This is a genomic window from Gilliamella mensalis, from assembly GCF_900103085.1.
GTDB classification, from domain to species: Bacteria; Pseudomonadota; Gammaproteobacteria; order Enterobacterales; family Orbaceae; genus Gilliamella; species Gilliamella mensalis.
The window spans coordinates 1-15,289 of sequence record NZ_FMWR01000015.1; the positions used below are offsets into that span (position 1 = coordinate 1).

The 15,289-nt window shown below is 35.2% G+C and carries 15 protein-coding genes; 8 read left to right on the forward strand and 7 right to left on the reverse strand.

Annotated elements, in window-relative coordinates; genetic code table 11:
* Positions 1-184: 184 nt before the first annotated feature.
* A complete protein-coding gene (gene gmhB, locus BQ5209_RS08665) occupies positions 185-721 on the reverse strand; it encodes a D-glycero-beta-D-manno-heptose 1,7-bisphosphate 7-phosphatase (RefSeq protein WP_085248145.1) in 537 nt (178 codons plus the stop codon).
* A 116-nt stretch (positions 722-837) separates the two neighbouring features.
* Here gmhB and metN point away from each other — a divergent pair, with 116 nt between their 5' ends.
* The 4 genes from metN to tsaA all read left to right on the forward strand — a co-directional run bounded on the left by metN (position 838) and on the right by tsaA (position 4,372).
* Positions 838-1,869: a methionine ABC transporter ATP-binding protein MetN gene (gene metN, locus BQ5209_RS08670; protein ID WP_085248146.1), complete on the forward strand. Its 1,032-nt coding sequence runs from the start codon at positions 838-840 to the stop codon at positions 1,867-1,869.
* A 112-nt stretch (positions 1,870-1,981) separates the two neighbouring features.
* Positions 1,982-2,623, forward strand: a complete 642-nt coding sequence (locus BQ5209_RS08675; protein WP_085248210.1) for a methionine ABC transporter permease — start codon at positions 1,982-1,984, stop codon at positions 2,621-2,623.
* 14 nt (positions 2,624-2,637) lie between these two features.
* Positions 2,638-3,540, forward strand: a complete 903-nt coding sequence (locus BQ5209_RS08680; RefSeq protein WP_085248147.1) for a MetQ/NlpA family lipoprotein — start codon at positions 2,638-2,640, stop codon at positions 3,538-3,540.
* A gap of 118 nt (positions 3,541-3,658) precedes the next feature.
* Entirely contained in the window at positions 3,659-4,372 is a 714-nt protein-coding gene (gene tsaA / locus BQ5209_RS08685) for a tRNA (N6-threonylcarbamoyladenosine(37)-N6)-methyltransferase TrmO (RefSeq protein WP_085248148.1), read from the forward strand.
* 103 nt (positions 4,373-4,475) lie between these two features.
* Here the strand turns inward: tsaA and hslO are convergent, their stop codons facing one another.
* From hslO to BQ5209_RS08700, 3 genes are all read right to left on the reverse strand, one after another.
* The gene (gene hslO, locus BQ5209_RS08690; RefSeq protein WP_085248149.1) at positions 4,476-5,339 is read right to left on the reverse strand and encodes an Hsp33 family molecular chaperone HslO; all 864 of its coding nucleotides are present in this window, start codon (positions 5,337-5,339) and stop codon (positions 4,476-4,478) included.
* 1 nt (position 5,340) lies between these two features.
* On the reverse strand, positions 5,341-5,739 hold the full coding sequence (hslR, locus tag BQ5209_RS08695) for a ribosome-associated heat shock protein Hsp15 (protein WP_085248150.1): 399 nt from the start codon (positions 5,737-5,739) through the stop codon (positions 5,341-5,343).
* 101 nt (positions 5,740-5,840) lie between these two features.
* Positions 5,841-7,385, reverse strand: a complete 1,545-nt coding sequence (locus BQ5209_RS08700) for a hypothetical protein (RefSeq protein ID WP_143421888.1) — start codon at positions 7,383-7,385, stop codon at positions 5,841-5,843.
* 301 nt (positions 7,386-7,686) lie between these two features.
* Here BQ5209_RS08700 and greA point away from each other — a divergent pair, with 301 nt between their 5' ends.
* Entirely contained in the window at positions 7,687-8,163 is a 477-nt protein-coding gene (gene greA / locus BQ5209_RS08705; RefSeq protein ID WP_085248152.1) for a transcription elongation factor GreA, read from the forward strand.
* Positions 8,164-8,225: 62 nt separating this feature from the next.
* On the opposite strand, the gene yhbY is transcribed toward greA, so the two are convergent.
* On the reverse strand, positions 8,226-8,519 hold the full coding sequence (gene yhbY / locus BQ5209_RS08710; RefSeq protein ID WP_085248153.1) for a ribosome assembly RNA-binding protein YhbY: 294 nt from the start codon (positions 8,517-8,519) through the stop codon (positions 8,226-8,228).
* Positions 8,520-8,616: 97 nt separating this feature from the next.
* Here yhbY and rlmE point away from each other — a divergent pair, with 97 nt between their 5' ends.
* From rlmE to folP, 3 genes are all read left to right on the forward strand, one after another.
* Entirely contained in the window at positions 8,617-9,243 is a 627-nt protein-coding gene (gene rlmE / locus BQ5209_RS08715; protein ID WP_085248154.1) for a 23S rRNA (uridine(2552)-2'-O)-methyltransferase RlmE, read from the forward strand.
* A 76-nt stretch (positions 9,244-9,319) separates the two neighbouring features.
* Positions 9,320-11,185 (forward strand): ATP-dependent zinc metalloprotease FtsH, encoded by a 1,866-nt coding sequence (gene ftsH, locus BQ5209_RS08720; protein WP_085248155.1) that lies wholly within the window; start codon positions 9,320-9,322, stop codon positions 11,183-11,185.
* A gap of 186 nt (positions 11,186-11,371) precedes the next feature.
* Positions 11,372-12,208, forward strand: coding sequence for a dihydropteroate synthase (gene folP, locus BQ5209_RS08725; protein WP_085248156.1), 837 nt, complete (start codon positions 11,372-11,374; stop codon positions 12,206-12,208).
* A gap of 442 nt (positions 12,209-12,650) precedes the next feature.
* On the opposite strand, the gene flgL is transcribed toward folP, so the two are convergent.
* Together flgL and flgK are read right to left on the reverse strand one after the other, a co-directional pair.
* Entirely contained in the window at positions 12,651-13,607 is a 957-nt protein-coding gene (gene flgL / locus BQ5209_RS08730) for a flagellar hook-associated protein FlgL (protein WP_085248157.1), read from the reverse strand.
* Positions 13,608-13,621: 14 nt separating this feature from the next.
* Entirely contained in the window at positions 13,622-15,265 is a 1,644-nt protein-coding gene (gene flgK / locus BQ5209_RS08735; protein WP_085248158.1) for a flagellar hook-associated protein FlgK, read from the reverse strand.
* Positions 15,266-15,289 lie beyond the last annotated feature (24 nt).

A 15,289-nucleotide genomic window follows, 5' to 3' on the forward strand; every position in this document is an offset into this window, starting at 1 on the left:
TCAGTGGATGCGCATTATAGGCATTTAAAAAAATCATGCAAGTGCTTATGACGTAATTTATTTCCATTTGCGTCTTTTTTACCCAAGATGTACTAAAAAAATACTAAATCGATACATTTAGGCTAAAATTACTACATTATTTTGATATATTAACAGTATTTCTGCTTACCTAACCGAGCCATAATTAAGATGCTAATTTTATTTTTCGAGGTAAATCCGCAAGACTATCAATTAGCCAATCTGCTTGAGCTAAGGCTTCTTCAGTTATCATATCACCCGTTTTTACTAGAACTGTTCTTTTAACGCCAGCTTGTCTACCTGATAATAAGTCAGAAACTCGATCACCAACCATATAAGAATTAGCAATATCTATATTCAACTCCTTTGCTGCGGTCTGAATCATACCTGGGTTTGGCTTACGACATTCACAAGTATTAACTAACGGATCATGGGGACAATAATATATGCCATCTAAATCAACGCCTCTATCTTGTAATGACCAATCCATCCATTCAGTTAATGTATGAAATTGTTCTTCTGTAAATATATTTCTGGCAATACCTGATTGGTTGGTTGTGATAACTAATAAAAAACCCATTTTTTTGAGTTCATGCATTGCATCAATGACACCATCAATAAAATGGAATTTATCAATTGTATGTACATAATTATAATCTATATTAATAGTACCATCCCGATCTAAAAAAATAGCTGGCTTCATGTTTACTCTTTTTCCTTTTATTTAGATATTACTCTGATCTTAAATAGAATATTATTGATTGACTTAGATGTCTAGACGTCTTAATATTCATTTATTCATCTTTTTCTCTATATATTATGATACAACTACAACATATTTCGAAAACATTTGAGCATAATAAAACTCCCATTTATGCTTTAAAAGACATTAACATCCATGTTCCACAAGGAAAAATTTATGGTGTTATTGGCAAGTCAGGTGCTGGAAAAAGTACGCTAATTCGTTGTATTAATCTACTTGAAAAACCAACTAGTGGAAAAATACTTTTTGATAATCAAGATATTACAAACCTATCAAATAGAAAATTAATTGAAATACGTCGAAAAATCAGTATGATTTTTCAACACTTCAATCTGCTTTCTTCACGCACCGTATTTGATAATATCGCTTTTCCTCTTGAGCTGAATAAAACACCTAAAGCAACTATTAACAAGAAAGTCAATGAGCTTATCGAACTAGTAGGATTAACCGAAAAGGCAAATGTTTATCCAGTTAATTTATCTGGTGGTCAAAAACAACGTGTTGCTATTGCCCGAGCTTTAGCAAGTGATCCCAAAGTGCTATTGTGTGATGAGGCGACCAGTGCCCTTGATCCTGAAACAACTCGTTCCATTTTGGCATTATTAAAAGATATCAACCAAAAATTAGGACTAACCATTTTATTAATTACGCATGAAATGGATGTAGTAAAACAGATTTGTGACCAAGTTGCTGTCGTCAGTGATGGAAAATTAGTTGAACAGTCATCAGTAGGCGAAATGTTTTCTCATGCGAAAACAGATATTGCAAGACAATTTATTCAATCAACGCTACATCTGACAATCCCTGATGATTATGTAACACGACTGAAACCTAATCATAAAGAGGGACTCAATCCTTTGGTACGGTTAGAATTTACTGGAGTCTCTGTTGATTTACCATTACTGTCGCAAATTGCTAAAGAGTTCGAAATTGATAGTAATATTATCAGTGCACAAATGGATTATGCTGGTGGAGTTAAATTTGGCTTAATGCTTGCTGAGATGAAAGGGAAACAAAAAAGTATGGCTTGTGCAATTCAATTTTTAGAAAAAAATAATACTAAAGTAGAGGTGCTCGGCTATGTTTGATTTTATTCCTTCATTTAAACCTTTTGAATCATTATTTCGATACTTAACTCAATACAATTTTTGGGCTGACTTTGTTGCTTTTTGTTCATCGTTTAATGGTTTTAATGAAGCAATGCTGTTCAAAATGGCGCAAGCAACAGATGAAACGTTATTTATGGTCATCTTATCGGGTTTTTGGGGAACGGTAATTGGGCTACCCATTGGTATATTACTCTACACAACTCGTAAAGGACAAATATTAGATTGTTATGCCGCAAATAGCATTATCTCATTTATTACTAATGTATTTCGTTCAATCCCTTTTATCATATTAATTGTATGGATTATTCCTTTCACTACTATTTTAATGGGTACTTTTATTGGTAAACAAGCTGCCGTGGTACCATTAAGTATTGGCGTATCACCATTAATTGCACGTATGATTGAAAATGCCTTATTAGATGTGCCCAAGGGATTAATTGAAGCGGCTCGCTCAATGGGCGCAACACCCCTGCAAATTATATATAAGGTTTTATTACCTGAATCATTGCCTGTGATTGTCAATAGTATGACAATTACCTTAATTACTCTGACAGGATACATTGCAATGGCTGGAGCCGTTGGTGCTGGAGGCCTTGGTCAACTTGCTATTCAATATGGTTACAACGGCTATAAGCCTGCTATAATGAACACTGTTTTAGTTATACTAATTATTATTGTCTTTATTATTCAATTTATTGGCAATAGGATTGTTAAACGCGTTACACATCATTAATTTTGGAGAAATATATGTCTATTAAAAAGCTAGCACTTATTACCACATTGGTAAGTGCATTTTTTTTAACTGGCTGTGATAATAATAAACAACCATCTGCAACAGATAACAAATTAGTCGAACCAGCTAAAGTAAGCACTCTTAAAGTAGGCGTGATTTCTGGTCCTGAACAAGAAGTTGCTGAAGTTGTGAAACAACAAGCGAAAGACCTTTATAATTTAGATGTTGAACTCGTTATTTTTAACGATTACGTGACACCAAACCAAGCATTAAATGATGGTTTAATTGAGGTAAACGCTTTCCAGCATAAGCCTTATTTAGATGAACAAATCAAAGAACGTGACTATAAATTAGCTGTAGTAGGTAATTCATTTGTTTATCCTATTGCAAGCTATTCTCATAAATTAAAACCAATTGATGACTCAATGGAAACAGGTGAAGGCGTAAAAGTAACGTCACCTCGCGGTGATACTTTCTTTATTGCGGCTAATTCAACCATTGCTATTCCGAATGATCCAACCAATTTAGGTCGAGCATTACTTTTATTACAACATGAAGGAATGATTACAGTTGATAAATCTAAAGGTTTACTGCCAACTGTACTTGATATTACAAGCAATCCTTATAACTATAAGATCTTAGAACTTGAAGCGCCAATGTTACCTCGCTCATTAGATGATGCGCAAGTTGATCTAGCAATCATCAATAACGCCTTTGCAGGGCAAGCAAACTTAACACCAAGCCAAGATGGGATTTTTGTTGAAGATAAAGAATCACCCTATGTCAACATAATCGTTTCGCGTGAAGCAGATAAAGATAACGAAAACGTGAAAAACTTTGTTAAAGCATACCAAACAGAAGCTGTTGCACAAAAAGCTAACCAAATTTTTAATGGCGGTGCAATTCGCGGTTGGTAATAGCAAAGTTATAATTATTGACTCACCTTAATACCTTCGACTTAGGTCGACGGTGTTCGTTCGTTGCTATTTTCATATAGTCAACAACAAACAATAGTGTAAACTCAATCAAAAATCGATTATGACATATCAAATTGACCCCATTGGCATTATCCGCTCACCTTATAGTGAGAAATTTGCCGTTCCAAGACAACCCAATTTAGTTAGTGCTGGGCAAGGTGAACTTTATTTATCAGCTCCTTATAATGATCCTATCAGTGTTAAAGGTTTAGAACAGTTTTCACATTTATGGCTATTATTCCTATTTCACCATATTGCTCCTGAAAAATGGGGATTAACAGTTCGCCCTCCTCGTTTAGGTGGTAATAAGACAATGGGCGTATTTGCCACAAGATCGCCATTTAGACCTAATCATATTGGACTTTCAGCTGTTGAATTAAAAGATATCGTCGTTGAAAATAAACAGGTAGTTTTAAAATTAGGTAGCCTTGACTTAGTTGATGGCACCCCCATTGTTGATATCAAACCCTATCTACCCTATTGTGACAGCCATCCAGAGGCTCTTGCGGGATACGCGCAAGCAATTCCCGATAAAAAACTAACCGTTGAATTTTCACAAAAAACACAATTAATATTGGATTTACAAAAACAACACTATCCCCAGCTTGCTGAGCTAATTACGCAAGTGATATCTCAAGATCCAAGACCAGCCTACAAACAAAAAAATAGCAGTGAACAAACCTATGGAATAACACTTTATCATTTTAATATTAAATGGAAAATCATCAATCAATATGCTTTTGTTGAAGATATCTATGTGGGCAGTAAGTAAAAAATTCTTCATTAATCTAGAACTTTGAATACAGGATTAATTCCCTATTTTTCACTTTATCGCTAAAGTTATGAATAACTTTAGCGATACTTGTCGATGAAAATCAATGATAATGTAGGTTATGCTTGCTTCTCATTTCAGCAATATCAATTGCATCAAATAGATAATGCTTTCCACAATAATCGCAATGAATATCAATCTTACCCCCCTCTTCCTTTAGGATTTCATCAATATCATTAGCTGGTAATGTCATTAAGCTATCTTCACAACGTTGGCGTGAACAGCTACATTTAAAAGTAATGTCATGTGTTTCAAAAAGACGCACTTCTTCTTGATTATATAGTCGATATAAAATTTCATCAGTAGAGAGTTGAAAGAGTTCCTCACTAGTTATCGTCTCGGTTAATGTACTAAGATGTTCAAATGACTCTGCGGTATTATCATTAGCTGGCAAAACTTGCAATAAAATACCGGCTGCCGTTGGTTTATGATTATGTACTCCCGTTTTTACAAATAGGCGTGTAGGAAGTTGCTCTGATTGCATAAAATAGTTTTCGATACAACCAATAAGCGTCTCTTTTTCTAGTCCAACGATACCTTGATAACGTTCACCATTTTTAGGCGTGATAGTAATAACTATATAACCATTACCTACCATCTGTTTAAGCGTTGCGTCATCAGCAATTTCACCATTAACTCGGGCAACACCACGCAGTTGCTGTTGATCATTGCCATTAACAACCGCCAAAGTTAATGCGCCATCACCTTGCAATTGAACAGCAATATCCCCTTCAAATTTTAACGTTGCGGTTAATAAACTCGTTACAACCAACAATTCACCAAGTAATTTTTGTACCGCTATTGGGTATGCGTGATTATCTAAAATCGCTTGATATGTTTGTTCAAGACGAGTAATTTCACCACGAATGGGATGATTATCAAATAAAAACCGATTTAGCGTATCCATCTTAATTGTTGTCACCTTGTTGCCTATCATATTTAAATTTAATCAAATTACGCCGCTCCTTTTTATCCGGTCTTCTATCAGGATGCGGCATTGTCAATGCGTTAAGCTTACGTGCTTGTGCTATTGCTTCTCGTTTAGCAATACTATCGGGTGTTTCTTGATAAAGTTGTTGGGCTTCGATAGCAGTTCTTCGTTGTTCACAAATAGCTAAAATTTGAATTGTTTTTTGATCAGAACCTTGGCGAAGTGTTAAGATTGCACCTACTTCAACAATTTTACTTGGTTTAGTACGTTGACCATTGTAATGCACTTTACCACCCTCAACCATTTCTCGAGCTAATGATCGAGTCTTATAAAATCTTGCAGCCCAAAGCCATTTATCTAATCTGACAAGAACCATTACACCCTCATATTACACTTAATTATTGAGTTAATTTATACTCAAATGCACATAATACCTTAAACATCTTAACAAGTTATATAAGGATGCTTTTGTAAAAATCAATGATCATGATTGATGATATAATCATTCTCGTTTGTAGATAATGTACCGGAAAAACTAAATGGTAGTAACTTACCGTGTAATTTAGCGGAATAATTTAAAGCTTTTGGTGGTTGTTTTACCAGTTTCCAGTTTTCTAGCAATGCGCTTGTGATACCATAAGCATTAAACTGTAAAGATAATGGTTCATTCTGCGATAGATCGATATTTGCTTTTGATTCAATCATTCCGCCACTCACTAAAGAGCTAAAAGTCAACAAAGCATGGTTTTGAACATCAAATTTTACAACTAGATCGGGATAACGAATATCAATTCGATTAACCGATCCTTTTTCAGATTTAAAAAAGGTCGTTCCTGAAAAAATGCCTAATTGTTGATCTTTCGCTAAGGTCACATTTGTACCTGAAACTTGAAAGTTATATAGATTAAAAGGGAAATCACTGTGCTTTCCAATTATTAAACTTTGCAAAATAGCCAACTTATCAACTTGGATATTCCTAAAAATATTAGGTAACGCCGCTAATTCTATTTTTTCAGGCATTTCATAAATAATATCCGCTAAGGTTAATTGATCTAGATGTAAGGTATTATCTTTCCATTTTCCAACAAAATTGATACTACCTTTATTCCATTTTGCTAGTGCTTTTTGAATTGTCACTTCTTGGTCATTGGATGATAATTGGACTAATACCGACGTAAATAATTGATCATGCAAAACAACATGATCAGCAGTAAAAATAAAAGAACTTTGATCAAAATGCCACTGGTCATCATAACGAAGATTAGTCGCCTCAATATTGCCTTTTTCAATTAAAAAGTTAGGTAACTGAATACTACTTTCAAATATTAATAATTGTTTGATCATCAACTTGGGTAGGACATGAGAATATTTATCAAGAAAATCATGTTCAGCTGATTGCAAATTTATATTATGCAGCTTTAGTTGATCAATATTTAAACTATTATCAGCCAGTATTTTTAATTTACTAACAAAAAAACCATTATTAATATTTCCGCCTAAATTAGTCATCGTTGTAATTCCATCGCGATGGAATCCTTGAATGAGCAAAGATTTTATCGGAATTTCATTTACTAAAACCTCTTGTACAGTAAAATCAAACTGGTATTTATCCATATCTAATGAATCAAAGGGTTTAATACCACCATTAATCTGTTTCAATAAAAGTTTGTCCTTCCCATTATTAACCAGAATATTAGCCGTTGAATTAACAAATTTTAGCGTATTGGTTGAAAAGTCATAATGATTAAATTTAGTATTATTAATATTACCGTTAATGACAGTCACATAATTAAAATGAGTCAATTGCCAAAGATTACTTTTATCGAAACCTACAACTAGTTTAGGAACATTAATAATCTCTTGCCTATTATCAGTGACAATGACATCATCAAACACTAATTCGTAAAAATTTGAAAAAGAGTGATGAACCCTACCTATTGAAATAGTATACGAACTTAAATTGGATAATTGCTGACTGACTATCTTGGCTCCAAAAGAAGTTTGTACGACAAAATAAGACAACAATAAAGAAAACCAAATAATGGATAGAAGGATGATTATGTAAAATCGTAATCGTCGCATAAATAAATTTAATTGCTATAATAAACTGTTAATAATTACATTACGATAACCGATTTTCATCAAAATAACATCTCATTTTCAGCATAAATGATTTGTTGTTAAGCTAGTTTTACAGTTAAGATATAAATATTCACCATAATATTTTAAATAACTAACCGAACAATTTACTTTCCCCTTCTTTTGATTAAGATAAGGGATAGTGATTTTTTATTTGCTATAAGTAAAAACGGGAGATACTTATATGAAACAAATCCCAATGACAGTTAAGGGAGCTGAATTATTACGTGCTGAGCTTGAAGAGCTAAAAAATGTCAAAAGACCACAAATCACTGCAGCCATAGCCGAAGCAAGAGCACACGGTGATTTAAAAGAAAATGCTGAATACCATGCAGCAAGAGAACAGCAAGGTTTTTGTGAAGGTCGTATTCAAGAAATTGAAGGCAAATTATCACAAGCACAAATTATAGATATTACCAAAGTAAAAAATACTGGGCGTATTATCTTTGGTACAACAGTCACCGTCATAAATATTGAAACAGACGAAGAAACGACCTATCGCATCGTGGGTGATGATGAAGCCGACTACAGGCAAAATCTTATTTCTGTCAACTCGCCTATCGCCAGAGGCTTAATTGGCAAAGAAGATGGTGATACAGTACAAATTAAAACGCCGGGTGGTGATGTAGAATTTGATATTATTAAAGTTGAATACATTTAATCTTAAGTTCATCATTCACAAAAGCAGATAAACAAACAGGGCAACTAGCCCTGTTTGTTTTTTTATTTAGGTAACGCGATTTTCTTATCCTCACTTGGTCTAAAAATCGTAAAATTAGATCCAACCAATTGTACAGGCAACGCTTTTGTTTCGCGAATAATTGCATCGCAAATAAGCTTCTTAGTTTCACGATCTTCAGCAGAAACTTTAATTTTAATTAACTCATGGAAATTTAAGGCATTGTCAATTTCGGCAAGTACGCCTTCGGTAAATCCATTAGCACCAATCATCACAATAGGTTTTAAATGATGAGCTTCACTTTTTAAATACTGTTTTTGTTTATTCGATAAATTCATTAAATTTTTATCACATTAAGTTGTAATTTTGTTATTCTACCCTTATATATATTTGTAATCAATGAAGTGACCTCTTTACATTAAGGATTTATTCGCTGTGAGTAATAAAAAACGCTCAGCAAGTTCAACACGTTGGCTCAATGAACATTTTAATGATCGCTTTGTGCAACAAGCACAAAAAAAAGGACTACGATCTAGAGCATGGTTCAAACTTGAAGAAATTCAAAAAAGTGACAAATTATTTAAACCTGGTATTACCGTTGTTGATTTAGGTGCTGCCCCTGGCGGGTGGTCACAATATGTCGCATCGCTTATTGGCAACAAAGGGCGTATTATTGCCTGTGATCTATTGCCAATGGATCCCATTGTTGGGGTTGACTTTCTTCAAGGCGATTTTCGCGATGAAGCTGTTTTAAAAGCTTTACTTGAACGAGTTGGCGAAGACAAAGTCCAAGTTGTCATGTCAGATATGGCGCCCAATATGAGTGGACAACCGGCTGTTGACATACCTAGAGCAATGTATTTAGTTGAACTCGCATTAGATATGTGTAAAGACGTGCTTGCGCCTAATGGCAATTTTATTGTTAAAGTATTTCAAGGTGAAGGATTTGAAGAGTACCTAAAACAGGTACGTTCTATGTTCAAGATAGTCAAAATTCGCAAGCCTGAAGCATCGCGCGCAAGGTCTCGAGAAGTTTATATTGTTGCAATGGGTATGAAGTAGCCAGTTGTATAATTTTGTAGTACCATATTTTGTTAAATTTGGTCGTAACTGTTAATTTTTATGAGAGGTTTTTCTTTTGAACGACATGGTAAAGAATTTACTGATCTGGGGAGTTATCGCTGTAGTATTGATTGCTGTATTTAACCAATTCAGCTCAATATCTAATAGTGGGCCTCAAATCAATTATACCCAATTTAATTCCGATATCACCAATGGCAAAATCCAAGAAGTGCATATTAAAGGGCGCGAAATTGTTGCCACAACCAAAAATAATGGCAATTATGTTACTTATATCCCTTATCTTGATGAAAAATTAATGGATGATTTATTAGCTAATAAAGTGGCTGTCTATGGTAGTCCTGATGACAAACCAAGCCTAATAGGTAGTATTCTCATCTCTTGGTTTCCTATCATTCTACTCATTGGTTTTTGGCTATTTATGATGCGCCAAATGCAAGGTGGTGGTAAAGGTGGTCCCATGTCAGTTGGTAAAAGTAAAGCGAAAATGCTAACGCCAGACCAAGTCAAAACAAAATTTACCGATGTGGCTGGCAGCGAAGAAGCAAAACAAGAAGTCACAGAAGTTGTCGACTTTTTGCGCGACCCAGGGAAATATCAAAAATTAGGTGGGCGCATACCAAAAGGGATTTTAATGGTAGGTCCCCCAGGAACTGGTAAAACTTTACTAGCAAGAGCTATTGCGGGTGAAGCCAATGTACCTTTCTTTAGCATTTCAGGTTCTGACTTTGTTGAAATGTTTGTAGGTGTGGGTGCCTCACGTGTGCGCGATCTATTTGAACAAGCCCGTAAACACGCACCTTGTATTATCTTTATTGATGAAATTGATGCCGTAGGTCGTAAGCGTGGCGCTGGCTCAATGGGCGGTCATGATGAGCGCGAACAAACACTTAACCAAATGCTCGTTGAAATGGATGGTTTTGAAGCTAATAGTGGCATAATTATCATTGCAGCTACTAACCGTGTTGATATTTTAGACTCGGCATTACTCCGTCCTGGTCGTTTTGACCGTCAGGTGCAAATTGGCTTACCAGACATGAAAGGTCGTGAACAAATTCTTGCTGTTCATGTACGCAAAGTTCCATTGGGTTCTGATGTCAATTTATCGGTATTAGCTCGTGGCACACCAAATTACTCTGGTGCAGAACTTGCTAATTTAGTTAACGAAGCTGCGCTATTTGCTGCACGTCGTAATAAACGAGTCGTTACCATGGAAGAATTTGAGGAAGCCAAAGACAAAATCAATATGGGAACTCAACGCCGTTCATTATCTATGACGAAAGAACAATTAACGAATACTGCTTATCACGAAGCTGGACATGCGATTGTTGGTTATCTTGTGCCAGAACACGATCCACTTCATAAAGTGACTATCATTCCACGTGGTCGAGCATTAGGTGTAGCATTCTTTTTACCTGAAGGTGACCAAATTAGCCAAAGCCGAACTCAATTAGAATCAAAAATTTCTACCGCTTATGCGGGTCGTATTGCTGAAGGATTAATCTTTGGTGAAGATAAAATTACGTCGGGTGCATCAAGTGATATTCAATATGCATCTAATGTTGCTCGAGCAATGGTAACTCAATGGGGATTCTCAGAACGTTTACCACCTGTATTATTTGAATACGAAGAGTCATCTTATGGACCATTGAAAAAAATCTCAGATAGTACTGCTCAAATTATTGATGAAGAAGTTGACGCTATTATTCAACGTAACTATCAACGTGCAAAAACTATCTTAACTGAAAATATTGATATTCTTCATGCCATGAAAGATGCACTATTAAAATATGAAACAATCAATAAACAACAAATTGATGAACTGATGAATCGTCAACCTGTTACACCACCAGATGGTTGGACAGAAAGCGATGAAAAAGCAGCGAATGATGGTAGTAACACATCGCCACAATCAGAAAGTTAATTTGCTTTAATAAAACATAACGCGCTACGGCGCGTTTTTTATCGGTAAAATAAAAATAGCTTATCAATAAATTTGCAAGAGTAACATCAAAATTATATTGAAAATTTCAGTTTAATTGTGCTTAATAACTTTAAAGAGTATTTAAACGACTGCATCATTAATTTTAATCAAATAAGGTTTTTAATCATGGAAATACATTTTCAAAATCAAGTGATGGATCTCTCATTTCCACAAGTCATGGGCATTGTTAATATGACACCTGATTCGTTTTCTGACGGTGGGAACTATAACAACCTTGATGATGCTATGCGACGTGTTGACAGTATGATTCAAGCTGGTGCAACATTTATTGATGTCGGTGGAGAATCAACGCGCCCTGGCGCAGCCGAAGTTTCGGTTGACGAAGAACTTAACCGCGTGGTGCCATTAGTTGAAAAAATTGCTCGTTATTTTGATGTTTGGATTTCGGTTGATACCTCAAAGCCACAAGTCATGAGTGAAACGGCCAAAGTGGGCGCACACCTAATTAATGATGTTCGCGCCTTAACCGAACCCGGTGCGCTTGAAGCTGCTGCCCAAACAGGGTTGCCAGTTTGCATTATGCATATGCAAGGCGACCCTAAAACCATGCAAAATGCGCCACACTATACGCAAGATATTTATCAAGAAGTCGACCTCTTTTTTGCCAAACAGATTGATCGTTGTATTAATGCTGGTATTACCCGTGAAAAAATTATACTTGATCCCGGTTTTGGATTTGGCAAAACACTGACACACAATTATCGCCTATTAGCAACACTCGACAAGTTTCATCATTTCAACTTACCATTATTAGTAGGCATGTCTCGAAAATCCATGATTGGGCAAGTGTTAAATGTGCCACCGCAAGAACGTATGCTAGGTAGCGTATCATGTGCTGTAATTGCGGCAATGAAAGGGGCCCAAATTATCCGCGTACACGATGTTAAAGAAACCTTCGATGCATTAAGAATTGTACAAGCAACTCTTGCAGAGCAAGACTAATTGTATCTAAGGATAATTTTTATTTAGTCGATAGGTTTGTTAGCCGTTGTTGCCTTTTGGTGAAAAGAATAATATTTTTAGCAAAAATTTTCAGTTAATCATTCTAAAAATTGGCGCATTTTTTATAACAATACTTATCTAAATACGCTCTTTTTTAAACTACTTTAAGTCACAGCTATAACCATCACCTTATAGACTTGTTGAACATTATCTCATTGTTTAACAAGCACTAAAAATCATCATTTGGGTTTGCTGATTTTTGTGATTTGATTCATTTCTGATACGATTTTTAGGTATCAAATAACAAAAATGATAAATTAAGTAAAGAATATTACATTTCACACTTGTTAGATTAAAGAACGCGCTAATATGCGCATTCTTTGTCAACAATCTGAGAGACGATAAGCCTCCCTCTGGTTGGATAAATAATAACAATGATGATCTATTTCATTTGAAACAGGGACATATTTTGCATCGTCATAAAGGTGTATTGTGCAGCTTGCAAATTAGCTTGTAGCATCACATATTCTGAAATAGCATCATACCAATCAACATCTTCAAGCTGGCTGATTTGCGTTTGATATTCAATATCTAATGTTTTACCAAGCGCTAATAACCTATCAACTTCAGATAGGACTGAGCCACCTTCTGCTCTAAGTGTTGAAATATTATTAAAAGAATTGTCTATGCCATGGCGAGCTTTTGATAATCCAGCTCTAAATTGCTCAACAGTTTCTTCGTTACCATAATCTAGATCTATTTTTAATGCTTCAATCGCATAATCAATACTTGCAAATAGATTACTTTCTGTCGGTGAACCATCAGATTCTTTAACATTTGAACCGCTCATAAATACTTCGATGCCGGTAAAACTGAGCGATACTTCGCGCGAGTCATCGATCAAAACATTTACCGATGTTGTTCCACCCACATAACTTATTTCACCAGATTCGTTCATAACAAAAGGGGGCGTGTCATTCTTATTACCAGCAAAAAGATAGTTACCGTTAGTGTCTTTTGCGTTGGCTAATGACAAAAGTTGATCTTTTAAGCCTTGTAATTTATTAGCAAGATCAAGTCGATTTTCCTCATTTAAGGTCTCATTTGATGCATAGACTAATGTTTCTTGAATGGTTTGGATAACTGTATTGGCTTCTGCTAAGATCGTATCTTGGCGACTGAGTAATTTATCAGCACTTTCGCGTGTCGCTTGAAATTGCTCATTTTGCGCTTGTGCTTGTTTTATTATTAATGATTGTGATGCGCCCATAGGATCATCAGAAGGCGATAAAATCTTTTTGCCAGTCGCTAAATGTAACCCCGATTTTTGCCATTTACTGTTGGTATTTAAAATACTTTGCAAGTTTTTTTGATAGAGTGAGTTTGTGCTAAGGCGCATTTTTTATCCTTTTATCATTTAGTTAAACCTAAAATGGTATCAAATAGTGTTGTGGCCGCATCAATCACTTTTGCATTCGCTTGGTAATACTGCATATAGACCTGCATAGAGATATATTCTTCTTCAATATTCACACCGGATATTGATTGATTTTGTTCATAAATTTGTTGGGTAATATTTTTGCTTGATTGAGCAGAAATTTTCGCCGTTTGAGTTTCACTACCAATGTAGCTAACTAAACGAGTGTAAGCACTTTTTAACGTTGTTGTGCCATTCACAAGTTTTTCATGCTGGATTGCTAACAATTTAGCTACGTTACGATTATCACCTGCACCATGTTCTTCATCATTAATACCGGTTGCTAATTTATTCACATCTTTTACTTGCAATTGTAATGACGAGGCAATATCAGCAACAGGTTTGATGATAAACGAGTCCCCACTAACGGCATTACCGTTTATCTCAATAGCCAGCCCATCAAAAACCAATTTACCCTCTTCGATTTGCGGAGTGATTTGCTGATGATCTGATAATCGTGTGACAACCCAATTATTACCATCAAATTCAATTTTATAATCCGAAGCTTTCACTTCTGTCACAGCGTTAAACTCGATCTTAGCTGTGGCATTACCTTGATTTTTCGTGTTAGTAACGCAACTAGGATGATTATAATCAAATAACTTTTCACCCTGATTACCATTAATATCAACACCAGACATATGCACTTGATTAAAACGTTCAGCTAAATTTAGCGCAATTAATCCTAATTGATTGCGAGCCTCGGTTAACGGCCCTTCACGAAAGGTTAATAATCCATTTAATGTGCCAGATGTAATGTTCTGACTGGTCAATTCTTGATTTGCACCTGAATGATGAGTATAAATAATCGAATTTAATGAAGGATCATCTGCCGAAGGTTGTACTGATAATACGTTTACTGAAGAACCTTGAACTAAATTTAAACCATTAGTGAGCGAAAGATTATATTGCCCATTTTGTTCAGTAACAGTAATGCCAATAATTTCGCTTAACTCATTAACCAATTGATCACGTTGGTCAAGTAATGCATTAGGCGCAAGTCCACCACCGGCCGACTGTAGTTGTGAAATTTTTTGGTTCAGTTCTGCAATTTGTTGGGTATAGGTATTTACCTTATCAACATTATTGCTTAATTCAGTATTAATATTAGCAATTTGATTTTTCAAATTTGTTTCTGTTTTATTAAACTGACTGGTTAACGAGGTGAGATCACTAATCACGGTTTGTTTCGTTGATGCATCACCAGCATTGGATGCAAGTTTATTTAAACTCGCAAAAAGATTGTTAAGCTGTGATGAAATACTATTATCATTCTCTGCCAATAAATTATCGACTTTTGATAACTCACCATAATAAGATTTAATAGAACCATTTTGTGATTGTGATTGACGTAGTTGACCAACGACAAAATGGTTAAAAGCACGATTCACCGATGACACACAAACGCCATTACCCACAAAACCAAAACTATGTTGAGTGCCATTGGCTTGACGTAAAATTTGCTGTTGGCGATTGTAACCTGTGGTATGTGCATTACTGATATTATTGCTAATTACATTAAGCATATTTTGTGCTGCATTTAATCCACTAATACCCGTATTCATTAATGAATTTGCCATAAAAACCCCTCAATATAGTTTTAG

What these genes read in the sequence shown, in the direction of transcription:
- flgK (WP_085248158.1), bottom strand. Translation starts at nt 15,265, where the DNA reads ATGGCAAATTCATTAATGAATACGGGTATTAGTGGATTAAATGCAGCA.
- flgL (WP_085248157.1), bottom strand. Translation starts at nt 13,607, where the DNA reads ATGCGCCTTAGCACAAACTCACTCTATCAAAAAAACTTGCAAAGTATT.
- greA (WP_085248152.1), top strand. Translation starts at nt 7,687, where the DNA reads ATGAAACAAATCCCAATGACAGTTAAGGGAGCTGAATTATTACGTGCT.
- gmhB (WP_085248145.1), bottom strand. Translation starts at nt 721, where the DNA reads ATGAAGCCAGCTATTTTTTTAGATCGGGATGGTACTATTAATATAGAT.
- yhbY (WP_085248153.1), bottom strand. Translation starts at nt 8,519, where the DNA reads ATGAATTTATCGAATAAACAAAAACAGTATTTAAAAAGTGAAGCTCAT.
- BQ5209_RS08680 (WP_085248147.1), top strand. Translation starts at nt 2,638, where the DNA reads ATGTCTATTAAAAAGCTAGCACTTATTACCACATTGGTAAGTGCATTT.
- hslO (WP_085248149.1), bottom strand. Translation starts at nt 5,339, where the DNA reads ATGGATACGCTAAATCGGTTTTTATTTGATAATCATCCCATTCGTGGT.
- hslR (WP_085248150.1), bottom strand. Translation starts at nt 5,739, where the DNA reads ATGGTTCTTGTCAGATTAGATAAATGGCTTTGGGCTGCAAGATTTTAT.
- BQ5209_RS08675 (WP_085248210.1), top strand. Translation starts at nt 1,982, where the DNA reads ATGCTGTTCAAAATGGCGCAAGCAACAGATGAAACGTTATTTATGGTC.
- folP (WP_085248156.1), top strand. Translation starts at nt 11,372, where the DNA reads ATGGAAATACATTTTCAAAATCAAGTGATGGATCTCTCATTTCCACAA.
- metN (WP_085248146.1), top strand. Translation starts at nt 838, where the DNA reads ATGATACAACTACAACATATTTCGAAAACATTTGAGCATAATAAAACT.